Source organism: Corynebacterium halotolerans YIM 70093 = DSM 44683 (assembly GCF_000341345.1).
Classification (GTDB): Bacteria; Actinomycetota; Actinomycetes; order Mycobacteriales; family Mycobacteriaceae; genus Corynebacterium; species Corynebacterium halotolerans.
In genome coordinates this window covers 1,390,732-1,413,912 of record NC_020302.1, presented here as the reverse complement: position 1 = coordinate 1,413,912, position 23,181 = coordinate 1,390,732, and the positions used below count along the sequence as shown (strand labels likewise).

General features: G+C 69.0%; 19 protein-coding genes. 7 read left to right on the top strand and 12 right to left on the bottom strand.

What is annotated here, in order from left to right; all coding sequences use genetic code 11:
• Positions 1-56: 56 nt before the first annotated feature.
• Positions 57-821, top strand: a complete 765-nt coding sequence (locus tag A605_RS15825; protein ID WP_051625652.1) for an HNH endonuclease — start codon at positions 57-59, stop codon at positions 819-821.
• A gap of 78 nt (positions 822-899) precedes the next feature.
• Here A605_RS15825 and A605_RS06565 read toward each other — a convergent pair whose 3' ends face one another.
• The 8 genes from A605_RS06565 to A605_RS06530 form a co-directional block, all read right to left on the bottom strand.
• Positions 900-1,916, bottom strand: a complete 1,017-nt coding sequence (locus A605_RS06565) for a 3-isopropylmalate dehydrogenase (protein ID WP_015400725.1) — start codon at positions 1,914-1,916, stop codon at positions 900-902.
• 135 nt (positions 1,917-2,051) lie between these two features.
• On the bottom strand, positions 2,052-3,644 hold the full coding sequence (gene serA / locus A605_RS06560) for a phosphoglycerate dehydrogenase (protein ID WP_027004469.1): 1,593 nt from the start codon (positions 3,642-3,644) through the stop codon (positions 2,052-2,054).
• Between the two features lie 88 nt (positions 3,645-3,732).
• Positions 3,733-4,632: a hypothetical protein gene (locus tag A605_RS06555; RefSeq protein WP_015400723.1), complete on the bottom strand. Its 900-nt coding sequence runs from the start codon at positions 4,630-4,632 to the stop codon at positions 3,733-3,735.
• Positions 4,616-6,409 (bottom strand): GmrSD restriction endonuclease domain-containing protein, encoded by a 1,794-nt coding sequence (locus tag A605_RS06550; protein ID WP_015400722.1) that lies wholly within the window; start codon positions 6,407-6,409, stop codon positions 4,616-4,618. Before A605_RS06550 ends, A605_RS06555 begins: the two co-directional genes overlap by 17 nt.
• 48 nt (positions 6,410-6,457) lie before the next feature.
• Positions 6,458-7,399, bottom strand: a complete 942-nt coding sequence (locus A605_RS06545) for a cation diffusion facilitator family transporter (protein WP_015400721.1) — start codon at positions 7,397-7,399, stop codon at positions 6,458-6,460.
• A gap of 139 nt (positions 7,400-7,538) precedes the next feature.
• The gene (ilvC, locus tag A605_RS06540) at positions 7,539-8,552 is read right to left on the bottom strand and encodes a ketol-acid reductoisomerase (protein ID WP_015400720.1); all 1,014 of its coding nucleotides are present in this window, start codon (positions 8,550-8,552) and stop codon (positions 7,539-7,541) included.
• A 157-nt stretch (positions 8,553-8,709) separates the two neighbouring features.
• The gene (gene ilvN, locus A605_RS06535; protein WP_015400719.1) at positions 8,710-9,225 is read right to left on the bottom strand and encodes an acetolactate synthase small subunit; all 516 of its coding nucleotides are present in this window, start codon (positions 9,223-9,225) and stop codon (positions 8,710-8,712) included.
• Between the two features lie 2 nt (positions 9,226-9,227).
• Entirely contained in the window at positions 9,228-11,096 is a 1,869-nt protein-coding gene (locus tag A605_RS06530) for an acetolactate synthase large subunit (protein WP_027004468.1), read from the bottom strand.
• A 312-nt stretch (positions 11,097-11,408) separates the two neighbouring features.
• Here A605_RS06530 and A605_RS06525 point away from each other — a divergent pair, with 312 nt between their 5' ends.
• The 4 genes from A605_RS06525 to A605_RS06510 are packed head-to-tail and all read left to right on the top strand — an operon-like array spanning position 11,409 to position 16,893.
• Complete coding sequence (locus tag A605_RS06525) at positions 11,409-13,118, top strand: mechanosensitive ion channel family protein (RefSeq protein WP_015400717.1); 1,710 nt, start codon at positions 11,409-11,411, stop codon at positions 13,116-13,118.
• Position 13,119: 1 nt separating this feature from the next.
• Positions 13,120-13,677: a PH domain-containing protein gene (locus A605_RS06520; protein ID WP_015400716.1), complete on the top strand. Its 558-nt coding sequence runs from the start codon at positions 13,120-13,122 to the stop codon at positions 13,675-13,677.
• Positions 13,678-15,519, top strand: a complete 1,842-nt coding sequence (ilvD, locus tag A605_RS06515; protein ID WP_015400715.1) for a dihydroxy-acid dehydratase — start codon at positions 13,678-13,680, stop codon at positions 15,517-15,519.
• A gap of 45 nt (positions 15,520-15,564) precedes the next feature.
• A complete protein-coding gene (locus tag A605_RS06510) occupies positions 15,565-16,893 on the top strand; it encodes a glycosyltransferase 87 family protein (RefSeq protein ID WP_015400714.1) in 1,329 nt (442 codons plus the stop codon).
• A gap of 288 nt (positions 16,894-17,181) precedes the next feature.
• Here A605_RS06510 and A605_RS06505 read toward each other — a convergent pair whose 3' ends face one another.
• Entirely contained in the window at positions 17,182-18,174 is a 993-nt protein-coding gene (locus tag A605_RS06505) for a DoxX family protein (protein WP_015400713.1), read from the bottom strand.
• Positions 18,175-18,477: 303 nt separating this feature from the next.
• Positions 18,478-19,275, bottom strand: a complete 798-nt coding sequence (locus A605_RS06500; RefSeq protein ID WP_015400712.1) for an HNH endonuclease family protein — start codon at positions 19,273-19,275, stop codon at positions 18,478-18,480.
• 140 nt (positions 19,276-19,415) lie between these two features.
• On the opposite strand from A605_RS06500, the gene A605_RS06495 reads away from it, so the two are divergent.
• Positions 19,416-20,492, top strand: a complete 1,077-nt coding sequence (locus tag A605_RS06495; protein WP_015400711.1) for a glutathione S-transferase family protein — start codon at positions 19,416-19,418, stop codon at positions 20,490-20,492.
• On the opposite strand, the gene A605_RS06490 is transcribed toward A605_RS06495, so the two are convergent.
• The gene (locus tag A605_RS06490; RefSeq protein ID WP_015400710.1) at positions 20,464-21,357 is read right to left on the bottom strand and encodes a LysR family transcriptional regulator ArgP; all 894 of its coding nucleotides are present in this window, start codon (positions 21,355-21,357) and stop codon (positions 20,464-20,466) included. The genes A605_RS06495 and A605_RS06490 overlap by 29 nt on opposite strands.
• Before the next feature lie 70 nt (positions 21,358-21,427).
• Between A605_RS06490 and A605_RS06485 the strand changes: the two genes are divergently transcribed.
• Positions 21,428-22,129, top strand: coding sequence for a LysE/ArgO family amino acid transporter (locus A605_RS06485; protein ID WP_015400709.1), 702 nt, complete (start codon positions 21,428-21,430; stop codon positions 22,127-22,129).
• Between the two features lie 6 nt (positions 22,130-22,135).
• On the opposite strand, the gene A605_RS06480 is transcribed toward A605_RS06485, so the two are convergent.
• A complete protein-coding gene (locus tag A605_RS06480; RefSeq protein ID WP_015400708.1) occupies positions 22,136-23,074 on the bottom strand; it encodes an aldo/keto reductase in 939 nt (312 codons plus the stop codon).
• Positions 23,075-23,181: the final 107 nt, after the last annotated feature.

The following is a 23,181-nucleotide window of genomic DNA, read 5'->3' as shown; positions in this document are numbered from 1 at the left end:
CCATCCTCACCGAACTCGACGACTCCATCGCCGTCGACGACGAGGACGGACCCGACGTGCCGGATCACTCCTACGCCCTGCAATTCCACGACGACGGCACCGCCGAACTCACCGCCCGTCTCACCCCGGCCGACGCCGTCGCCGTCGACGCGCGTGTCCGCGCCCTGGCCGAGGCGGAGAAGATCACCCTCACCACGGCACTCGTCAGGCTCCTGATGGGCGATGAGGGGGTCAAGGTCATCCTCGACCTCTACCGGGCGATGGATGTCCCCGACGCCCCGGCCTACCTACCCAAAGCCGGCTGGCTCGACCGGGCCACCACCGACGAGTGGGTCGCCCGCGCCACCCAGGTCCGCGATATCGACCAGGTTGCCGACACCACCACCGGCGCCTATCAGACCCCCGCCGCGATGCGTGCCTACGTGGTCGGCCGTGACGGGGTCTGCCGTTGCCCTGACTGCGGAAAATCTGCCGACGACTGCGAGATGGATCACCGCGTCAACCACGCCGACGGCGGGCCCACCACGCCGGGAAACCTCGCCTCACTGTGCCGCAGGGACCACAACCTGAAGACCTCCGGAGTCGTGTTCTACTTCATGAACCCGCACACCGGGGACATCATCTGGCTCCACGACGACGGACGCTTCACCTGCACCGAACCCGAAGGCCCCTTGTCCCGGACATCCCGCCTGTGGCTGCAGTCCCTTCACAGCCGCCGCGAGGAGCGCAACCACCGCGCCCGCCAGGAGGCCCAACACCGCAAACGACTCCACGACCAGGACAACGGCATCCCCGAGGAGGACACCCCACCACCCTTCTGACGGCTTCGCCTCCGGGCACGGAAAAACCGCCGTCCGGATCCGGACGGCGGTCGGGTTTCCCCGGCCCCTCGGCAGGCCCTACTTCAGCGCGGCGGCGATGCGGTCGCCCACCTCGGTAGTGCGCACCGGGGCGTCGCCACGCGCGGCGACGTCCTCGGCCACGACGGACTCGATCCGTGCGGCGTTGTCCTCGTCGCCGAGGTGGCGCAGCATGAGGGCCACGGAGAGGATGGCCGCCGACGGATCGGCGATCCCCTGCCCCGCGATGTCCGGGGCGGAGCCGTGCACCGGCTCGAACATCGACGGGTTGGTGCGGGTGGCGTCGATGTTGCCGGAGGCCGCCAGCCCGATGCCACCGGTGACCGCGCCGGCCAGGTCGGTGAGGATGTCGCCGAAGAGGTTGTCGGTGACGATCACGTCGTAGCGCGCCGGATCGGTGACCATGTAGATGGTCGCGGCGTCGATGTGGTTGTACTCGACGGTGACCTCGGGGTACTCCGTGGCGACCTCGTCGACGGTGCGCTGCCACAGCGAACCGGCGTTGACGAGCACGTTGGTCTTGTGGACCAGGGTCAGGTGCCGGCGGCGGCCCATGGCGCGCTCGAAGGCGTCGCGGACGACGCGTTCGACGCCGTAGCGGGTGTTCTGGGAGACCTCGGAGGCCACCTCGTGCGGGGTGCCGACGCGCAGACCGCCACCGTTGCCGGCGTAGAGGCCCTCGGTGCCCTCGCGGACCACGACGAAGTCGATCTCCCCCGGCTCCGCCAGCGGGGAGGACGAGGTCGGGTACAGCTTGGCGGGCCGCAGGTTGACGTGGTGATCCAGGGAGAACCGCATCTTCAGCAGCAGGCCGCGCTCGAGGACGCCCGGCGGCACCTCGCCCGGGGCGCCGATGGCGCCGAGCAGGATGGCGTCGTGCCCGCGCAGGGAGGCCAGGTCCTCCTCCGTGAGCAGCTCGCCGTTGCGCAGGTAGCGGCGCGCCCCCAGGTCGTAGTCCGTGGTCTCGACGTCGTCGCGGACCGCGCGGAGGGCCTTGAGCGCCTCCTCGGTGACCTCGGGGCCGATGCCGTCGCCGCCGATGACTGCCAGTTTCATAATGCGGGAATCCTTTCTCACCAGATGAACTTGGAGGCGACTTTACCAGTTGGGGTGGCGGAAGGGTCCCGAACGCACGGAACCCGGCCCCCTCCTTTCGGAAGGGGCCGGGTCGCGGCGTGGCACCGGTGCGGACTAGTCCAGGTTGAGCTGGATGGCCTTGGCGCCGAGCTCCTCGCAGATGGAGTCGACGATCTCCTGGGGGGCCTCGGACTCGATGCGCAGGACCAGGATGGCACCGTCGCCCTTGGCGGCCTGGGTCAGGGCGGCCGCCTCAATGTTGATGCCGGCCTCGCCCAGCTTGACGCCCACCTTGCCCAGCGCCCCCGGGGCGTCGGTGTAGCGCAGGAAGAGGTTGCGGCCCTCGGCGCGCAGGTCGACGCCACGACCGTTGATGCGCACGATCTTCTCCACGCGGTCCAGGCCGGTCAGGGCGCCGACGACGGTGGCGGTCTCACCACCGGCGCCGATGGCCTTGACCTCGACGACGCTGCGGTGGGTCACGGACTCGGTGGCGGTGTCGACCTTCAGCTCCAGACCGCGCTCCTCGGCGATGGTCGGGGCGTTGACGAAGGTGACGGACTCCTCGATGATACCGGAGAACAGGCCCCGGACGGCGGACAGCCCCAGGGCGGAGACGTCCTCGGAGGACAGCTCGCCGCGGGCCTCGACCTCGAGGGAGACCGGGGCGGCGGGCAGCAGCTTGCCGGCCAGCAGGCCGAGCTTGCGGGTGAGATCCAGCCAGACGGAGACCTCCTCGCCGACCCTGCCGCCGGAGACGTTCACGGCGTCGGCGACGAACTCGCCGGCCAGTGCCTTGAGCACGGAGTCGGCGACGTCGGTGCCGGCGCGGTCCTGCGCCTCGGCGGTGGAGGCACCCAGGTGCGGGGTCACGACGACCTCGTCCAGCTCGAACAGCGGGGAGTCGGTGCAGGGCTCGGTGGCGTAGACGTCGAAGCCGGCGCCACGGATCTGTCCGGCCTTGATGGCGTCGGCCAGGGCCTGCTCGTCCACCAAGCCACCACGGGCGGCGTTGATGATGATCTGGCCCTTCTTGGACTTGGAGAGCAGCTCGGCGTTGAACATGCCGGCGGTCTCCTTGGTCTTGGGCAGGTGGATGGTCACGAAGTCGGCGCGGCCCATCAGCTCCTCGAGCTCGACGAGCTCGACACCCAGCTGAGCGGCGCGGGTCGGATTCGCGTACGGGTCGTAGGCGATGACCTCGGTCTCGAAGGCTGCCAGGCGCTGGGCGAACAGCTGGCCGATGTGGCCGAAGCCGACGATTCCGACGGTCTTGCCGAAGATCTCGACACCCTTGAAGGAGGAGCGCTTCCACTCGCCCTCACGCAGGGTGGCGTCCGCGGCCGGGATCTGGCGGGCGGTCGACAGGAGCAGGGAGATGGCGTGCTCGCAGGCGGAGTGGATGTTCGAGGTCGGAGCGTTGGCGACCATGACGCCGCGCTCGGTGGCGGCCTCGATGTCGACGTTGTCCAGACCGACGCCGGCACGGCCGACGATCTTCAGGTTCGTAGCGGCCTCGAGGACCTCACGGTCGACGGTGGTGGCGGAGCGGACCAGGAGAGCATCGGCCTCCGGGACGGCGGCGAGCAGCTCGGGACGGTTCGGACCGTCGACCCAGCGCACCTCCACGGAGTCTCCGAGGGCATCGACGGTGGACTGGGCGAGTTTGTCGGCGATCAGGACGACGGGACGGCTCACTGGTGATATCTCCTGCTCTGAACGGATGGTTGTGGAACGAATGACACTTTAGCCCCCGCCTATCGCCGCCGTCATCACGCCTGCCCTTTATGGGGCATCAGCTGTACTTCTCCTCCCCCGCCCGAATGCGTTCCACCAGCTCCTCCGATGAGCCGAACTGCCCGCCGAGCGCGATGAGCGGCCGGTCCGCCAGTCCCGCCACCGTCTTCATCGAGGCCAGCGAGGAGGCCGGATCCGGATCGGGGAGCACGCTGACGTCGGCGCCGTAGCTGCGGGCGTTGGCGACCGAGACCACGGGGCTCGCCGCGGTGGCGATCACCACCGGCGCCGCGCGGGCGTCGCGACGCGACTGCGCCGGAAAGGCCGGCAGGTTCGCCTCCTCCGCGGGGATCTCGGGCAGCTGCTCCCACGCCGGGACCAGCAGAACACTGCCGCCCGGCTCCAGCGCGGCGAGGTCCGCCACCATGTCCCCGGGAGCGGGGACGGTCTGCCCGGTGAACCGGCGGGCGGTGAGGTAGTCGAGCGCCTCGAGCGTGCCGGGATCCCGGATCACCTCGCGACTCCCGGAGGTGGTGGCCAGCTGGACATCCCCGACGAGCAGGACGCGGGAGGCACCCAGCCGCTCGATCTCGGCGACGATCGGGTGGTGCGTCTCATCGCTGTAACTGAGCATCGGCGCGTGCGAGGCTACGGCTATTGACGCCGCACGCAGCTGCGCCGCATCCGACGGACCGGCGACGACGACGGTGCCCGACTGCTCGAAGAACAACCGGCTCGTCTCCAGACCGTTGGGGTCGTCGAGCACCATGGGGGTGTCCGGGAAGGCCGGGGTGACGTAACGGGACTGATTGGCCGCCCGTGCCTCCCGTAGAGGGTGCTCCCCCGTCGTCGCGGTGGCCGGGGAGGCCGTCGGATCCGGCCCCTGCCCCGCAACCCCGCACCCGCCCAGGGCCAGAACGGCGGCGAACAGCAGCGTCAGGCTAGCGCTCGAACGCATCCGGCCCCTCGTCACCGCCGGCCAGGTTGGCGTCGTCGACATCACGGATGACCGGTTTGCCCATGGCGTGCTCCACGACGCGGACCAGCCGCGCACGACGGTCGGCGAGAAAGGCGTCGACGTCGCCCTCCCGCAGCAGTTCGGGATCGAGTTCGTGGGTGGCCAGCACGGTGTCGAACTCGGAGTCCTCCATCAGGGACTTGGACTGGACGCGGATCAGGTAACGCGAGGGCGAATACCCCTCGAGCACGACCTCGGTGCGCTTGCCCATCGGGGTGCGGTTGAGGACACTGTCGGCCAGCACGGGATCCACCCCGCGCTCCCGGCACCACTCCAGCGGGAAGATGTGGTGGAAACCGGGGTTGAGGTCACCGAAGGTCCAGCGGTCGAAGGGCTGGGCGGTGCGCCAGTCGCGGGCCCCGCGCCCCATGAGCAGGGCGTAGATGCCCTGGTGGGCGCCGGAGTCCTCCCGTACGGAGAAGAAACGGGACTCGGCGAAGGTGGCGTCGGCCACGGACTGGGGCACCTCCCCCACCTCACCCCGGATCCAGGCGGTGACCTGGTCGACGTCGCGGGCGGCGCGGTGGATCACGGCCGCGGAACCGTAGAGTTCACCGAGGACACCGCACCAGAACCACTGGTTGAGCCGGTCCCAGCCCCGCGACGAGGCCAACGCCCGCGGGGTGTCGGTGAGCAGGGCGAGGATCACCGCCAGTGGGATGAGCTGGGCGGTGTAGGGGACCTGCGCGGTGCTGAGGATGCAGCGCTGGGAGAGGAACTCGGCGGCCTCCCGGAAGGTGATGCGCAGTTCCCTCGTCGCGGCGCGGTACTCTCCCAGGCTCAGATTGAGGATGTCCTCGCGTTGGCCGGCGGCGTGCCCGCGGCGACCGGTGACCAGCAGGGAGACGGCCGTGAGGAACTCGGTGCGGCCGATGTCGTCGAGCGCCGGGTAGTCGCGCAGATGACGTTCGGTTCCGGCCCAGTCGTCCGAGAGCCGGAAATCGGGGTCCTCGGAGGCGAAGACGGCCGTGAGCAGTTCGAAGACGTCCATCTGCAGGCCCGCGGAGTTGGCCTGCGCGAAGATCGACCCGATGCCCGCCTGCGCGGTCTCCCGGCCCAGCCGGATCATCGGGATGTCGTAGGCCGACAGTGGCCGGACAATGCGGTCGTAGAAGGCCTTGACGTCGTCGCGCCGTCGCCCGTCGTCCAGGGCGGCGAGATCGAAGAGCAGATCAGTGGCCTCCTCCCCCAGCAGGGCGGAGACCGGTACACACCCGGCGGCGAGGGCGTCCTCCCGATCGGCGAGGCCACCGGGGAGGGACGGGCCGAAGTGCGAGCGGAGCCCGCCGTTCTCGTCGACGGCGAACACGGCCTCGTCCGGCATGACGGGGGCCTCGACGGCCCGGGCGATGTCGACCCAGAAAGTGCGGCGGATGCGCTTGGACCGGAAGTCGACGGTGTCGACGTACCCGTCCCCGCGCAGACAGTGGTACAGGGTGGTCAGACGCTGCTGGCCGTCGAGCAGCAGCAGACCCGGATCGTGCCCGGTGTCCGGGGCACCCGCGATGGGACGCGGCCGGAAGCGCATGGGCTCGCCGCGGGTGTCGAGCGCGAGCAGGGAGCCGACCGGGTAACCACGCAGGACACTGACGACGAGCGCGCGGATGCGGTCGACGTCCCAGGCGTAGGCGCGCTGGAAATCAGGCAGCTGCAGGTCTCCGCGGTCGATGCGGGCGAACAGGTCGGTCAGGCCGTAGCTCGGCGTCGTGAAACCCATGGATCCGAGTCTAACCACCACCCCGACTTCCCACCGGTGCAGCGGAGATCAACAGACCTCCTCGTGGTGCGCGTGCCCGGTCCGCTCGAGCTGGATGGTGGAGTGGTGGATGCCGAAGTCGCGCAGCCGGGCCTGGGCGGAGTCCAGGACGGGGCACTCACCCCCGGAACCGCCGTCGATGATCTCCCCGTCGGCGACGACGAGGTGGCAGGTGGCCAGCGGCTCCGTGCCGTCGGTGCTCCAGATGTGCAGGTCGTGCACGCCGGTCACCCCGCGCAGATCCGTCAGCGCGGCCTCCACCTCGCGGGTGTTGACGCCGCGCGGGACCCGGTTCATCAGCACCGAGACCGATTCCCACAGCAGGCGCAGGGACCGCGGCAGGACGAGGGCGGCGATGAACAGCGAGGCGATGGTGTCCGCCGGCAACCAGCCCGTGAACCGGATGACCAGGCCCGCGATGATGACCGCCATCGAACCGATGAGATCCGAGAGCACGTGCAGGTAGGCGCCCCGCAGATTGAGGCTCTCGTGCTGGCGGCGCACCAGGATGAACGCCGAGACGGCGTTGGCGCACAGGCCGATGACGGCGACGATGAGCATCAGGTCGGTGTCGATCGGGTGGTGCCCCCCGAGGCGGCCGATCGCGCTGATGACGATCCAGATCGAGATCGCGGTGACCGCGGTGGCGTTGACCATCGCGGCGAGCACCTCGACGCGGCGGTGACCGTAGGTCGCCCGGTGGGTGGCCGCCCGGCGGCCGAGGAGCATGGCCACCAGGGCGATGAGCAGCCCGGTCGAGTCCGAGAGCATGTGCATGGCGTCCGACAGCAGCGCCAGCGAGCCGGAGACGACGCCCGCGATCAGCTCGGCGAAGAAGATCGTGCCGGTCAGCGCGAGCACGCCGACGAGCGCCTTGAAAGAACCACTCGGGGCGTGGGTGTGATCGTGGCCGTGCCGGCCGTGATCCTCATGGTGGCCGTGGGAGAACATGTTTCCAGCCTAGCCCGTTGGCGCCTTATTGAAAACCTATTGAAAACTACTGGTGCGGAGATGCGGGCGGAGACGCCGAAAAGGGGCCCGCGGTGAACGCGGACCCCTTTCTCAGGGATGAAACGGTGCTACCGGGGGCTTAGGCGGTGGCGTCGAGCGGGTTCTTGACCCAGCTCATCAGGTCGCGCAGCTTGGCGCCGGTCTGCTCGATCGGGTGCTCGGAGTACTCCTTGCGCAGGCCCTCGAGCTCCTTGTTGCCGCCCTCGACGTTGGCGATCAGACGCTTGGTGAAGGTGCCGTCCTGGATGTCGGTCAGGATGTCCTTCATGCGGGCCTTGGTGTCGGCGTCGATGACGCGCGGGCCGGAGAGGTAGCCGCCGAACTCGGCGGTGTCGGAGACCGAGTAGTTCATGTTGGCGATGCCGCCCTCGAACATCAGGTCAACGATCAGCTTGAGCTCGTGGAGAACCTCGAAGTAGGCCATCTCCGGCTCGTAGCCGGCCTCGGTCAGGACCTCGAAACCGGTCTTGACGAGCTCCTCGGTGCCACCGCAGAGCACGGCCTGCTCACCGAAGAGGTCGGTGACGGTCTCGGCCTCGAAGGTGGTCGGGATGACACCGGCGCGGGCGCCACCGATGGCGGCGGCGTAGGACAGGGCCAGGGCCTGGGCGTCGCCCTTCGGGTCCTGGTCCACGGCGATCAGGCAGGGAACGCCCTTGCCGTCGACGAACTGGCGGCGGACGAGGTGGCCCGGACCCTTCGGGGCGACCATGCCGACGATGATGTTCTCGGCCGGCTTGATCAGGTCGAAGTGGATGTTCAGGCCATGGCCGAAGAACAGGGCGTCACCGTCGTTGAGGTTCGGCTCGATGTCGTTGGTGAAGATGCCGGCCTGGGAGGTGTCGGGGGCCAGCAGCATGATGACGTCGGCCCAGGCGGCGGCGTCGGCACTGGTCTTGACCTCGAAGCCGGCCTCCTCAGCCTTCTCCGCGGACTTGGAGCCCTCGCGCAGGCCGATGACGACCTCGACGCCGGAGTCGCGCAGGTTCTGGGCGTGGGCGTGGCCCTGGGAACCGTAGCCGATGATGGCGACCTTGCGTCCCTGGATGATGGACAGATCGGCGTCGTCGTCGTAGAACGTTTCAATAGCCATGGGAGAAGTTCTCACCTTTCGTCGTGGTGGTCCGGGACACGGGAGCGCGCCCGGGTGCCTGAATCTGTTTGTACCACATCATGAGACAGTGGGGGCGATCCCACCCCGCATGTCGAGGTGGAACAGGCCGTAAGTCTCACTATGTGGGATTTACATGTTATTTGGAGGGGGCCATCGTCTTCGGGCCACGGTTGAGCGCGATCTGCCCGGACTGGATGAGCTCACGGATGCCGAAGGGCTCCAGCACATCCAGCAGGGCGCGCAGCTTGCCCGGGGTGCCGGTGGCCTCGATGACCACGGACTCCTGCGCGACGTCGACGACGCGGGCACGGAAGATGTTCGCGGCGTCAACGACCTGCGGGCGGTTGCTGATGTCGGCGTTGACCTTGACCAGCATGATGCCGCGGGCGATGGTCGTCTCCTCCTCGAGACGGACGACCTTGAGGACGGGCACGATCTTGTTGAGCTGCTTGGTGATCTGCTCGATGACCAGCTCGTTGGCGTCGACCACCACGGTGATGCGGTTGATGCCCTCGGTCTCGGTCTTGGCCGAGACGAGGGAGACGAGGCTGTAGCCGCGGCGGGTGAACATGCCGGCCACGCGTGAGATGATGCCGTCGACGTCCTGGACGAGAACGCTGAGGGTGTTACGGGTGATGTCGGTGGCGGCCATGCCTAGTTCTCCTTCTGCTCGGCGGACTCGTCGATGACCTCGTCGATGTCGGCCGGGGTCTCCGCCGCGGACGCCCCGTCGTTGAAGAACGGGCGCAGTCCCATGGCGTACTGGATGTCGGAGTTGGAGTGCCCGGCGGCGACCATCGGCCACACCTGAGCGTCCTCACCGACGATGAAGTCGATGACCACGGGGCGGTCGTTGATCTCGCGGGCCTTCCGGATCGCCGGGAGGACGTCCTCCTCACGCGTGACGCGGATGGCGGCGCAGCCGAGCGCCTCGGACAGGCCGACGAAGTCGGGCACGTACTCGCCCTGCTCGCGCAGCTTGGTGTTGGAGTAGCGGCCCTCGTAGAACAGGGTCTGCCACTGGCGCACCATACCCAGGTTGCCGTTATTGATCAGCGCGACCTTGATCGGGTAGCCCTCGACCGCGGCGGTGGTCAGTTCCTGGTTGGTCATCTGGAAGCAGCCGTCGCCGTCGATGGCCCAGACCTCGGTGTCCGGGGCGCCGGCCTTGGCGCCCAGGGCCGCCGGCACGGCGTAGCCCATGGTGCCCAGGCCGCCGGAGTTCAGCCAGGTGCGCGGCTTCTCGAAGTCGACGAACTGCGCGGCCCACATCTGGTGCTGGCCGACACCCGCGACATAGACGGCCTCCGGTCCGGCCTCCCTGGACAGCGTCTCGATGACGAACTGCGGCGACATGAAACCGTCCGACTGCGCCTCGTAGCCGCGCGGGAAGCGGTGCTTGAGGTCCTCGAGGTAGTCGATCCACGGGCCGACCTGCGGCTTGTCCAGCTTCTTGCTGGAGCGGTAGGTCCGGAGCAGGGCGGCGAGGACCTCGCGGGCGTCGCCGACGATCGGGACGTCGGCCGCGCGGATCTTGCCGATCTCGGCGGGGTCGATGTCGGCGTGGATGATCTTCGCCTCCGGGGCGAAGCTGTCGACGGCGCCGGTGACACGGTCGTCGAACCGCGCGCCGATGGCGATGAGCAGGTCGGAGCGTTGCATGGCGCCGACCGCCGGGACGGTGCCGTGCATGCCCGGCATGCCCATGTGCAGGCGGTGGGAGTCCGGGAACGCGCCCAGCCCCATCAGGGTGGTGACGACGGGGATTCCGGTGTACTCGGCGAACTCCAGCAGCTCCCGGTGGGCGTCGGCCTTGATGGCGCCGCCGCCGACGTAGAGCACCGGACGTTCGGCCTCGGCGATGAGCTGGACGGCCTGGGTGATCTGGCGGGAGTGCGGCGTGGTGACCGGCTTGTAGCCCGGCAGATCGATGACCGTCGGCCAGTGGAAGTCGAGCTCCGCGTTCTGGACGTCCTTCGGGATGTCGACGAGGACGGGACCCGGGCGCCCGGTGATCGCGAGGTGGAAGGCCTCGGCGAGGGCCTGCGGGATGTCGTTGGGGTCCGTGACCATGAAGTTGTGTTTGGTGACCGGCATGGTCACCCCACGGATGTCGGCCTCCTGGAAGGCGTCGGTGCCCAGCAGGGAGCTGCCGACCTGACCGGTGATGGCGACAATCGGGACGGAGTCCAGGTTGGCGTCGGCCAGCGGGGTGACCAGGTTGGTCGCACCCGGACCGGAGGTGGCGATGCACACCCCCACCTTGCCGGTGACCTGGGCGTATCCGGTGGCGGCGTGGCCGGCCCCCTGCTCGTGCCGCACCAGGACATGACGCACCTTCTCCGAGGAGTAGAGCGGGTCATAGAGGGGAAGAATGGCACCACCCGGCAGTCCGAAGACGATGTCGGTGCCGAGCTCCTCCAGGGTCCGGACGATGGCCTCGGCGCCGGTCATGCGCTCCGGCGCGGCACCGGAGGCCTTCCTGGCGACCGTGGCCGGGGTGGGCGGTTGCGAAGCTGCCACGTTATCAAGCTCCCTAATTCACAGGATCGGTTATTCACCGCGACCGCCGCGTCCGTCCCGGGTGTGGGACGGCGACGCCGGAACGCATACGTCGATGACAGTGTGCTACGACCAAAAAGACAAAGCCCCCGAACAGCACTGTGGGTGGGTGCTGTCGAGGGCGCTTGTCGAGACGACTGGAGGTCAGACCGTCACGGCAGGCGCCGTGCAGCTACTACCACAAGTCGAATGTTGATCATGGAAAAGATGATACACGGATTCGGCAGGTTTCTGGCTGCTTACCCCCAACCTCCCCCACTATGCTGGGATGGCATGCCCGTCAGACGCATACTCACCGACCTCTGGCAGTGGATCGCCGATCTGGGCATCCCCCTCGCCATCCTGTTCGTCATCGCCCTGCTGATCCCCCGGGTGGGGCGTTTCATCCAACGCTGGCTCGACAACCGCCTCGAGGCCTCCGACAACCCGGACGAGAGCAAGGTCCGGATGGCCGTGGCCGGGGTGTCCGTCTACATCGGCGAGATGATCGCCTACTTCCTGCTGCTGATCGCCTTCCTGCAGATGGTCGGCTTCTCCCTCGCGGGGGCGGCCATTCCCGCGACGGTGGTTTCGGCGGCCATCGGTTTCGGCGCGCAGTCGATCATCGCGGACTTCCTCGCCGGCTTCTTCATCCTCAGCGAGAAGCAGTTCGGCGTGGGCGACTGGGTCCGCTTCGAGGGCAACGGCATCACCGTCGAGGGCACCGTCATCCAGGTGACCATGCGCGCCACCCGTATCCGCACCCTCGCCCAGGAGACCGTGATCATCCCGAACTCCACGGCGCGCGTGAGCATCAACACGTCCAACTACTGGTCGCGCGCCGTCGTGGTCATCCCGGTCCCCCTGCTGGGCTCGGACAGTCCGCGGGAGGCCATCGCCCGCTCCGAGGCCGCCACCCGGCGGGCACTGGAGCGCCCGGACGTCGCCCCCGAGCTGCTCGGTGAACTCGACGTCCACCCGGCCGTGGGGGTGAACCCGCCGGCGACCGTCGGCATGCCGTGGACCGTGGACATGCGGTTCATGATGCAGGTGACGGCCGGCTCCCAGTGGCTGGTGGAGCGCGCGATCCGTACCTCCATCCTCGAGGAGTTCTGGGACGAGTACGGCTCGGCCCCCACCGTGACCGGCGAGCTCCAGGACCAGGTGCACACCGCCCCGGCCCCGGACCACGACACGACGGCCGCGCTGCGCACCGCACCGCGTTTCGACGTCCCCGTCGACCCCGCCCCGACGGCGGCCACCGACACCACCGGCACCACCGACACCACAGAGATCTTCGCGACGGCGGAGACCACCGCCCTGCCGGGCAGCCCCGACCGGCCTGAGACGTCGTTCACCCCTCCCCCGGGTTACTCCGGCGAGGAGGGCAAGGACCCTGCGGTCGTCGACAAGGATCTGCAGCTCAACGAGCCTGACGACAAGGACGACGCCGAGGCGTCCCGCCGGGACGAGCCCACCACCCGCTGGCAGAAGGTGACCACCCTCAACGGCCGGACACGGCCGTCGACGACCTACCTGTTCGCCGCCCTGTTCCTGCTGCTCATCCTCCGCGGTCTGACGCTGGGCGCCGGCGAGAACGGGCAGGGCGCGAGCGGTGTCCTCGCCCCACCCGCCCCGGCCCCGGAGACCACCGTGGAACAGCCGGAGCCGATCCCCTCCCCGGAGACGGTGCCGCCGACGCCCACGACCCCGTCGCCGGGGAACACCACCACCCCGGAGACGCCGCAGGGCACGCAGACCCAGCAGAGCCCCGAGGGAACCCAGTCCCCGCAGGGGACGCAGACGCCGCAGGGCACGCAGACGCCGCAGGGCACGCAGACCCAGCAGCCGCAGGCGCCGGACCAGACGGCCGGGCCGGCACCGGCCACCGAACCCGGCCCCTCCCCCGGGACCGGGACCGGGGGCGGCGGGACAACGCCGCAGGGTGGCGGACCGGAGGCCGCGTCGACCCCGGGCACGGGGGTGGACCAACCCCTGAACTAGCATGGTGACCATGAGTTCTGAAGCAGAGCACCCGGAGTCGGCGCAGTTCCAGCCGGAGCGCACCCACCTCCTGGCCGCCCTCCTGATGATCGGTATCGCCATGCTGGTCATCGGCGTCGCCCCGCTGTACCTGTTCTGGATCCTGGTCTTCCCGATCCTGTTCATCGTGTGGGTGCTGCGCGCCCGCACGGTCGTCGACGGCTCGGGGATCCGCATCCGCTACGCCTTCCGCGGCAGCCGGCACATCGTCTGGGATGACCTCTCGGGCGTCGGGTTCCGCGGTTCCCGGGCACTGGCGACGACGACCGGGGGCAGGGAATTCCTGCTGCCGGGTGTCACCTTCAACTCACTGCCTCGTCTGTCGAAGGCCTCGCAGGGCCGGATTCCCGACGTGCTGACCGCGGGTCGGGCCGCCGCCGACGACAAAGTCGTGGTCATCCACCGCGACGGAGAACAGGTCCTCATCACCAAGGAGGAGTACGCAGCCCGTCAGGCTGCCCAACGCGCCGAGGAATCGGCCGAAGAAGATCCCACCAACGACTCCCCGAGGAGCAAGTAAGTGATCCCGCTGCGATCAAGAGTCACCACCGTCGGCCGCAACGCCTCCGGGGCCCGCGCGCTGTGGCGCGCCACCGGCACCCGTGAGCACGAGTTCGGCAAGCCGATTGTGGCGATCGTCAACTCCTACACCCAGTTCGTCCCCGGTCACGTGCACCTGAAGAACGTGGGTGACATCGTCGCCGACGCCGTGCGCGCCGCCGGGGGCGTGCCGAAGGAGTTCAACACCATCGCCGTCGATGACGGCATCGCGATGGGTCACGGCGGCATGCTCTACTCCCTGCCCTCGCGCGAGATCATCGCCGACTCCGTGGAGTACATGGTCAACGCCCACACCGCCGACGCCATGGTCTGCATCTCCAACTGCGACAAGATCACCCCCGGCATGCTCAACGCCGCCATGCGCCTGAACATCCCGGCGATCTTCGTCTCCGGGGGCCCGATGGAGGCCGGCAAGGCCGTCGTCGTCGACGGCGTCGCCCAGGCCCCCACCGATCTGATCACCGCGATCACCGCCTCCGCCAACGACGCCGTCTCCGACGAGGATCTGCGCACCGTCGAGGAGTCCGCCTGCCCGACCTGCGGCTCCTGCTCCGGCATGTTCACCGCCAACTCGATGAACTGCCTGACCGAGGCGCTCGGCCTCTCCCTGCCGGGCAACGGCACCACCCTGGCCACCCACACGGCCCGCCGTCAGCTGTTCGAGCAGGCCGGCGAGAAGATCGTCGAGCTGTGCTCCCGCTACTACGGTGAGGAGGACGAGTCCGTCCTGCCGCGCAACGTGGCCACCAAGGAGGCCTTCCGCAACGCCATGGCGCTCGACATGGCCATGGGCGGCTCCACCAACACGATCCTGCACACGCTCGCCGCCGCCCAGGAGGGCGAGGTCGACTTCGACCTGTCCGACATCGACGAGATCTCCCACCGCATCCCGTGTCTGTCGAAGGTCGCGCCGAACGGCACGTACCACATCGAGGACGTCCACCGGGCCGGCGGAATCCCGGCCATCCTCGGCGAGCTGCACCGCGGCGGACTGCTGGAGGAGGACGTCCACACCGTGTCCCATCCGTCGCTGGACACCTGGCTCGACGACTGGGACGTCCGCGGCGGCAAGGCCATTGACGACGCCGTGGAGCTGTTCCACGCCGCACCGGGCGGCGTGCGCACCACCGAGGCGTTCTCCCAGTCGAACAGGTGGGAGTCGCTGGACACCGACACCGAGAACGGCTGCATCCACGACATCGGGCACGCCTTCTCCTCCGACGGTGGCCTGGTGGTCCTGCGCGGCAACCTGGCCCCGGACGGCGCGGTGCTCAAGTCCGCGGGCGTCGAGGAGGAGCTGTGGACCTTCACCGGTCCCGCACGCGTGGTCGACTCCCAGGAGGCGGCCGTGTCCACCATCCTCAAACGGGAGGTCCAACCCGGCGAGGTCGTGGTCATCCGCTACGAGGGCCCCTCCGGCGGGCCCGGCATGCAGGAGATGCTCCACCCCACCTCCTTCCTCAAGGGCGCGGGCCTGGGCAAGAAGTGCGCCCTGATCACCGATGGCCGCTTCTCCGGCGGCACCTCGGGTCTGTCGGTCGGCCACATCTCCCCCGAGGCCGCCCACGGCGGTCTGATCGGCCTGATCGAGAACGGCGACCCCGTCACCATCGACGTGCGCGAGCGCCGCCTCAGCCTCGACATTCCGGACGAGGAGATCGAGCGTCGCCGGCAGGAGATGGTCTCCCGCGAGAAGCCGTGGTCCCCGGTCGGCCGCAAGCGCGAGGTCTCCAAGGCTCTGCGCGCCTACGCCAAGATGGCCACCAGCGCCGACAAGGGTGCCGTGCGGCAGGTCGACTGACCCTCGTCCTTTGCCCGTGACAGGGTCTCCCCTAATCTTGACCGGGTGAGTGACCAACAGACCAGGCCCGCCCGAACCCCCCGCGACCTCATCATCACGATGATGACGGTCCTGGGGTTCGGTGCGGGCCTCGCCGCTTCCTTCGACCTCGCCCGCATCACGGACTTCCCGGTCGACATGATCATCTACCGGGACGGCGTGCGCGCCTTCCTCTCCGGTGACGAGATGTACTCGGTACCGATGCAGGCCGGGGATCTGCAACTGCCGTTCATCTACCCGCCCTTCGGGGCCCTGGTGCTCGTCCCACTGACGGTCTTCGAGTGGATGGACGACTACCGCGCAGCCACGTTCATGATCCTCGGCTCATCACTGCTGATCCTGCTGTGTCTCCACCTGGTGCTGCGCGCGCTGCTGCGCGACGTCGAACCCCGGGTGCGCCTCATGGTCACCGCGGTGACGTGGGCCTTCACGCTCCTGCTCGAGCCCGTCTGGCTCAACGCCAGCTTCGCCCAGATCAACGTCGTCATCATGGCGCTGGTGGTGCTCGACCTGGTCCCGCGCAAGCGCTGGCTGCCCCAGGGCTGGCTGATCGGCGTGGCCGCCGCGATCAAACTCTCCCCGCTGGCGATGCTGCTGTACTTCCTGCTGCGCCGGGATTTCAGGGCGATCTTCACCGCCGCCGCCTCCTTCCTGCTCATGACCCTGGCGGCTGCGGCGGTGCGCTGGGACGCGACCGTCGAGTTCTTCACCACGGTGCTGCTGGGCATGGGCACCGGCTCGGAGGTCGGCGTCGACCCCGCCTACACCTCCAACAGTTCACTGAAGGCCATGGTGATGCGTTTCTTCGACACGCAGGCGGCCCTCGACGCCAACGGCACGGCGCTCAACATCATCTGGTTGGTGCTCTCGTTGTCGGTCATCGGCCTCGGCGGGTGGCTCATGCTCGCCCTGATGCGCCGCGATCTGCACGTCGACGCCTGGCTGGTCAACGCGTTGATCATGCTGCTGATCTCCCCGATCTCCTGGTCGCATCACTGGGTGTGGGTGGCCCTGCTGCTGCCCGTCGCCCTGTGGCGCTGGGCCGCGGTGCTCGGCCGCCCCACCTTCCTCGGCGTCGTGCTGATGGTCTGGGGACTGGTCATGCTCACCGATCCGCCGAAATGGTGGTTCGGCGACGGCGTCGACGTCTACGCGCTCTCGATCTTCGAGAAGATCCTGGTCTCCGACTACGTGTGGTTCGCGCTGCTGACCATGCTCGGGTTGGCGCTGGCGCTGCGGAAAGTGCCCGTGCCGCCGAAAACCGCCGCAACGGAGGATCAGGCGGATCAGTCCGCTCCCGCCCGCGGACCTCAAGGCCCGCCCGGCTCCGCCTGAACCGACAGCCATGGCCTGCGCCATTTCCAATGCCCGGGCGGTCGCGGCGTCGGGAATGACCACGGTCCCGCCGGTGCCCTGCTGGCCCCGTCCCGCCCAGTCCAACAGGTTCCGGTCATCACCGTCGGCCCCAGCTATCCGGTGTTTCCGCGGGAGGGGCGGAAAGCGTCGGTTGCCCTGAACCGGCCCGAGGGTGCGGAAACCGGGCCCGTCAATCGGCGATGACGAAGGCCTGCTCCCGCAGCGACGGGAGCAGGCCTTTCGATCGGGAGCGAGCCGACGGGCGGGTTAAACGAAGGGGTTGGCACCCGCGCCGAACCACCACAGGCCCACACCCGCAGCGATCGCGATGACCACGAAGATCCAGGAGCTGAACAGCGGACGACGTGCCCAGCTGCGGCCGTAGTCGAAGGAGTACAGGCCAGGTCCGGTGAACTGCAGCGCCAGGGAAACCCCCAGCAGCACCAGGGAGAGCAGCGCGGAATCGGTCCAGGCGAAGAGGTTGTAACCGCCTCCGCCGACCGCGACCGCGTGCAGGAAGGTGAAGGAGGTGACCACGGTCGCGAGCATCGCGAACAACGGGGTGATCAGGCCGAAGATCAGGAAGACGCCGGCCGCCAGCTGCATGGCGGGCACCGCGATGGCCAACATCTCGGGGGCGAGGTAACCCGCATACTCGGCCTCGAGGCCGTTGATGCCCTCATTGCCGCCGAGCCGGAAGAAGGTGGCCACGGCCACGAGCACCAGCCAGACCCCCAGCAGCAGGCGGATGATGAGCAGGCCGAGGTCGATGGTGCCACGACGCGGGTCGGGCGCAGCCGCCTCTGTCCGCTCCTGCAGATAGTCGTCGCCGGCCACGGCCGTCGCCGCGGAACCGACGGGCACGGTGTTCGAGGGGGCGGATGCCGGGGCCGCGGCGGGTGCTGCGGGCGTCCCACCGGTCGTGGAGGCCGCGGACGCCGCGGAACTGCCTGCCGGGGCGAAATCCTGGTCGGCGTACGGAGTGGCACCGGAGGGTTCCTCAGGGCGATCGGAGGCCGCGAAGGCGGTGGTCTCCGCCGGCTGGCTGCCCCGGCCCGAGACCTGCCCCGTCGGCGGGATCTCCTGTGGAGCGGCGCGCCCGGTGCGCTCGTAGGGATCAGCGGGTCTGCCGTTCCCGGCGGCGGGGCCGGGACGGCCGGTGGTGCCTGGGGCGTCGGTGTCCCTGTGGTAGGTGGGGACATCCATGTCGTCGAAGTTCGACGGATTGGCCCGATCCGGTTTCTGCGTGTTGTCGCTCATACCTGTCAGGGTAGGTCAGGTTGGACTCCCGCCGCCGCCGAAATCCGGCGATTCGGTCCGGTACGTGGGAAAATCGTTATGCCGGGGACACGGTCGCCCGCTGGAAAGGGGACCCGGCCGTCTGCTGTGGCGGGACCGTCGGAACGCCCGCGACCGGACAGCTCGCCCGGCGTGCCGGCGGACAGCCGAGATGCGGAACGGGTTGCGTCCTCGGCCTTCCGGGTAATTTCCACCGATCACGTCGAGACCGGAGGAGCGCAACGGACCTGCCGGAAGAAGGCGACGGGAAAACCCCCTGTCCGCTCATGGACAGGTGTTCAGCTGCCGTTCGAGCGCGTCCCGCTCGGCCGCGGTGACCCACAGGTCGTAGCGCGCCTTGACGGTGATCTGCCGCTGGGCGTAGGTGCACCGGAAGGCCCGGTTCGGCGGGAGCCAGGTCGCCGCGTCACCTGCCCCCTTCTGCGCGTTCAGGCCGCCGTCCACGGCCAGGAGATTGTCCGGATCATTGGCGAGGTTCTGCCGGGTCCGCTCATCCAGCGCCCGGGCGCCCTTGGCCCAGGCGTCGGCGAGCGCCACGACGTGGTCGATCTGGACGTCGGAGGAGGTTCCCCGGCCGCGGGTGAACTCGATCTCCCCGCCGGAGTAGGGGTCGATGATCGTGCCGGACTCCACCAGGCAACCCTGGGTGCCCGGCCGGATCTGCACGGTCTCGAAGTCCCGCCGGAGGATGTCGTTTCTGGTGTCGCAGCCGTTGCGTCCGAATTCCACGTCCACGTCGTCGGTCCACGCCTGCCCGAAAAGGTCCCGGTCGTATCCGGTCATCGGGGCCCGGCCCTTCACCGGCAGCGACGCCAGGAGCTGGTGGTACTCCCCCGCCGCCCGGGGCGCGTCGCCCTGTGCGGAGGTGGACGGGGTGGACCCCGGCTCCCCTGGGGGCGCCGGCGCGGTGGAGCCCGTCGCGGTGGCGGTTTCGGTGACAGAGTCCGCCACTCCCCCGGAGCCGAATTCCTGGGTGCAGGCGGTGGCTCCGAGTGCCAGGGACAGGACGGCGGCGATGCCGGTCAGGAGCCGGACCGGCGTGCCCGGCGGGGATTTCCTCATGATCAGACAACCGTAGCAACGGCGCCGGAAGACAGACACAATGGAGTTGGGCGGGAGCCGGACCTGGAAAGGGACGGGCTTTTCACGTAGGATTGTTGATGCGTCACTAAGTTACGGCATTCACGAACAGGAGCCACACGATGAGCACCACCGACAAGGACTGGGTGGGCGACCCCAGGAACGCTTCCCCGGACGGCGAATTCGTCCGCGACACCACCTACATCGACGACCGCATCACGGCCGACGCCCCCGCCGGGCAGCCGACCGCGCAGGAGGACGGCACCTTCCACTGGCCCGTCGAGGCGGGTCGCTACCGGCTCATCGCCGCACGCGCCTGCCCGTGGGCCCACCGAGCCGTCATCGTGCGCCGCCTGATGGGCCTCGAGGACGTCATCTCCCTCGGTCTGGCCGGCCCCACCCACGACGTCCGCTCCTGGACCTTCGACCTGGACCCGGGCGGGGTGGACCCGGTGCTCGACATCCCGCGGTTGCAGGAGGCCTACTTCAACCGCTTCCCCGACTATCCGCGTGGCATCACCGTCCCGGCGATGGTCGAGGAGTCCTCGAAGAAGGTCGTCACCAACGACTTCCCCTCCCTGGTCCGCGACATGATCATCGAGTGGACGGACCACCACCGTCCCGGCGCGCCGAACCTGTACCCGGCCGAGCACGCCGAGGAGATGGAGGAGATCAACAAGTACCTGTTCACCGAGATCAACAACGGCGTCTACCGCTGCGGTTTCGCGGGCACCCAGGAGGCCTACGAGGCCGCCTACGAGCGGCTGTGGAACGCCCTCGACTGGGCCGAGGAACGACTGTCGGCCCGCCGCTACCTCGTGGGTGATCACGTCACCGAGACCGATATCCGGCTGTTCACCACCCTGGTCCGTTTCGACGCCGTCTACCACGGGCACTTCAAGGCCTCCCGCAACAAGATCACGGAGATGCCGAATCTGTGGGGCTACCTGCGCGAGCTCTTCCAGCTGCCGGGCTTCGGCGACACCACGGACTTCACGGAGATCAAGCAGCACTACTACATCGTGCACAAGGAGGTGAACCCGACCCAGATCGTCCCCGTCGGCCCCGATCTGTCCGGTCTGGCCACCCCGCACGGCCGCGAGGCGTTCGGCGGTCAGCCCTTCGCCGACGGCACCACCCTGCCCGGCCCGCTCCCGGAGGGCGAGGGACTCAAGAACCCGGAGCCGTTCCAGAAGTAGACAGCGGGGTCGCGGCGGCCGCGACAGAGCAGGTGAGTCTTTCCAGCAGCTCCGACTCGAGCCGCCAGCGCTGCCAGTACAGCTCCACCTCCAGGACCTTCTCGTCCAGGGTGACCAGTTCGCCCGCGTCGAGAAGGTCCTTTGCCTGCAGCTCGGGCAGCAGCGCCCAGCCCAGGCCGACGCGGGCGGCGTGGACGAAGGCCTCCGAGGACGGAATCTGGGAGATATTGCGGCGGCGCCTGACCGACCCGTCGAGCCGGCCCTCGAGGTCGGCGTCCTGGAGGGCGTCGTTGGGTCCGAAGCGCAGCGTCGGCATGTGTGCCCAGTCCAGCTCTCCGCCCCGGGTGAAGTCGTCGCGCAGTTCCGGTGTGGACACCGCGAGGTAGCGCATGACCCCCAGCGGCAGGGATTCGCAACCGGAGACCGGGGCGGCCTCGCGGGTGAGGGCGCCGAGGACGTCGCCGCGGCGCAGCAGGGCGAGGCTGTGGGCCTCGTCCTCGATCTGCAGGCGCAGGGTCACGTCCCCGAAGCCGGCGACGTCGGCGAGCACTGGCCGGAACCAGGTGGCCAGGGAGTCGGCGTTCACCGCGACGGACAGGGGCACGCGCGCGAGACGCCCGTGCAGCTGGGCGTCGGTCTCCGCCTGGAGCAGGCGCATGCGCCGGGCGGCCTGCACCAGGATTTCACCGGCGTCGGTGGCCGTGGCGGGGCTGGTGCGGCGGACCAGCACCCGCCCCGCCTCCCGTTCGAGGGCCTTGATGCGCTGGCTGACCGCCGAGGGGGAGATCCCCAGCACGAGGGCCGCGAGTTCGAAGCTGCCCTCGTCGACGATGGCCAGGAGGGTCTGCAGGTGAACCGGGTTCATGAAGCAATTCTAAACCACGCTGAAGGAACTTAACTGGTCTTCATGGGTGCGATGGACGAGACTGTCGGGTATGTCGATTGTGCTCGCCGGATTGTTGCTGGGACTGTCCCTCATCGTCGCCATCGGCCCCCAGAACATTCTGCTGATCAAACAGGGGGTGCGCCGTGAGGGGATCACCGCCGTCATCATCGTCTGCATCGTCTCCGACGTGATTTTGTTCACCGGCGGGACCCTGGGCGTGGGCGCGCTCGTCGAGCACGCTCCCCTGCTGCTCACCGTCCTGAAGTGGGCGGGCGTGGCGTATCTGGGATGGTTCGCGCTCATCGCCTTCCGGGACGCGCTGGCGCCGGGGAAGATCAGTGTGGTCGACTCCTCCGAGCCCCACGGCGGGGAGCCCGGGGGTTCCGGCGGCGGCACCGCCCTGGCGACCCGCACGCGGGTGGAGCCGGAGGTCCGGCGGGGACAGCGCCAGCGGCGGCAGCGGTCGTGGGTGAAGCCGATGTGGTTGGCGATCGCACTGACCTGGCTCAACCCGGGCGCGTACCTCGACTCGCTGGTGATGATCGGTGGCATGGCCAACCAGTACGGCGAGACGCTGCGCTGGCTGTTCGCCGGCGGAGCGCTGCTGGCCAGCCTCATCTGGTTCCCGGTGGTCGGCTACGGCGCCCGGGTGCTGTCGCGCCCCCTGTCCAGCCCCCGCGTCTGGCGGGTGCTCAATGTGGTCATCGGCGTCGTGCTGGTCGCCATCGCCGTGCAGGTGGCGCTGCAGTAGCGGTCATCAGCCGGCGAACGGTGCGGAGGCCTCGTCGAGCCTGGCCACGGCGGCGTCGTCAAGCCTGAGTTCGGGGGCGGCCATGAGTTCCGGCAGCTGGTCCGGGGTGGAGACCGAGGCGATGGGGGCGGTGACCCCCTTGGTCAGCAGCCAGGCCAGCGCGACGGTGGTCGGGGCGGAGTCCGCGGACTCGGCGACCTCGACCAGGGCGTCGACGACCCGGAGCGCGTCATCGGTGACCAGGTCCTCGGCGAAGCCCTGGCGGGCGCGGCCCTCGAGGTCCGCCTTGGAGCGGTACTTGCCGGTCAGCACGCCCGAGGCGAGGGCGAAGTACGGGAAGGACGCGGCCTGGAACTCCTCGGCCAGCGGGCGGTAGGAGTCCTCGTAGTCCGTGCGGTGGAGGAGGTTGTACTGCGGCTGGACGGCCACCGGGAACGCCGCGGAACCCTGCGTGATCTCGAAGAACTCGCGCATGCGCTCGGGGCGGTAATTGGACAGGGCCAGGTGCCGGATCCTGCCGTCCCTGATCAGACTCTCGGCGGTGGCGGCCTGCTCGGCGAGCGGGATGTTCTCGTCGTCGTAGTGGTAGTAGAAGATGTCGATGGTCTCCAGGCCGAGGCGCCGCAGGGAGTCGTCGACCGCACGGTAGGTGGCCTCGCGGGAACGGCCCTCCGAGGAGGGGTGACCGCCGGACTTGGTGGCGACGATGAGTTTGTCGGCGCCGCGGGAGGCCAGCCACTGGCCGATGATCTCCTCCGACTCGCCACCGGAGTTGCCCTCGGCCCACATGGAGTAGATGTCCGCGGAGTCGACGAAGTTTCCGCCGGCCTCGACGAAGGCATCGAGGATCGCGAAGGACTCATCCCTGTCCGCGGTCCAGCCGAAGGGGTTGGTGCCCAGGTTCAGCGGGAAGACGTCGAAATCGGTACGGGGAATCAGGGTCATGGCCGTTCCTTTCGGGGGTGGATGTTCCGTGCAGGCCCCACCCTAACGGCGCGGCTTACTTTAAGGCTCAAGTTTTGGCGTCGGAGCACCTCCACCGGCTACGATCG

Bases quoted from the DNA above. Each gene is read 5' to 3' on its own strand.
- A605_RS06565 (WP_015400725.1), bottom strand. From the start codon at position 1,916: ATGAAACTGGCAGTCATCGGCGGCGACGGCATCGGCCCCGAGGTCACC.
- A605_RS06555 (WP_015400723.1), bottom strand. From the start codon at position 4,632: ATGCGTTCGAGCGCTAGCCTGACGCTGCTGTTCGCCGCCGTTCTGGCC.
- A605_RS06550 (WP_015400722.1), bottom strand. From the start codon at position 6,409: ATGGGTTTCACGACGCCGAGCTACGGCCTGACCGACCTGTTCGCCCGC.
- A605_RS06545 (WP_015400721.1), bottom strand. From the start codon at position 7,399: ATGTTCTCCCACGGCCACCATGAGGATCACGGCCGGCACGGCCACGAT.
- ilvC (WP_015400720.1), bottom strand. From the start codon at position 8,552: ATGGCTATTGAAACGTTCTACGACGACGACGCCGATCTGTCCATCATC.
- ilvN (WP_015400719.1), bottom strand. From the start codon at position 9,225: ATGGCCGCCACCGACATCACCCGTAACACCCTCAGCGTTCTCGTCCAG.
- A605_RS06525 (WP_015400717.1), top strand. From the start codon at position 11,409: ATGCCCGTCAGACGCATACTCACCGACCTCTGGCAGTGGATCGCCGAT.
- A605_RS06520 (WP_015400716.1), top strand. From the start codon at position 13,120: ATGGTGACCATGAGTTCTGAAGCAGAGCACCCGGAGTCGGCGCAGTTC.
- A605_RS06505 (WP_015400713.1), bottom strand. From the start codon at position 18,174: ATGAGCGACAACACGCAGAAACCGGATCGGGCCAATCCGTCGAACTTC.
- A605_RS06500 (WP_015400712.1), bottom strand. From the start codon at position 19,275: ATGAGGAAATCCCCGCCGGGCACGCCGGTCCGGCTCCTGACCGGCATC.
- A605_RS06495 (WP_015400711.1), top strand. From the start codon at position 19,416: ATGAGCACCACCGACAAGGACTGGGTGGGCGACCCCAGGAACGCTTCC.
- A605_RS06490 (WP_015400710.1), bottom strand. From the start codon at position 21,357: ATGAACCCGGTTCACCTGCAGACCCTCCTGGCCATCGTCGACGAGGGC.
- A605_RS06485 (WP_015400709.1), top strand. From the start codon at position 21,428: ATGTCGATTGTGCTCGCCGGATTGTTGCTGGGACTGTCCCTCATCGTC.
- A605_RS06480 (WP_015400708.1), bottom strand. From the start codon at position 23,074: ATGACCCTGATTCCCCGTACCGATTTCGACGTCTTCCCGCTGAACCTG.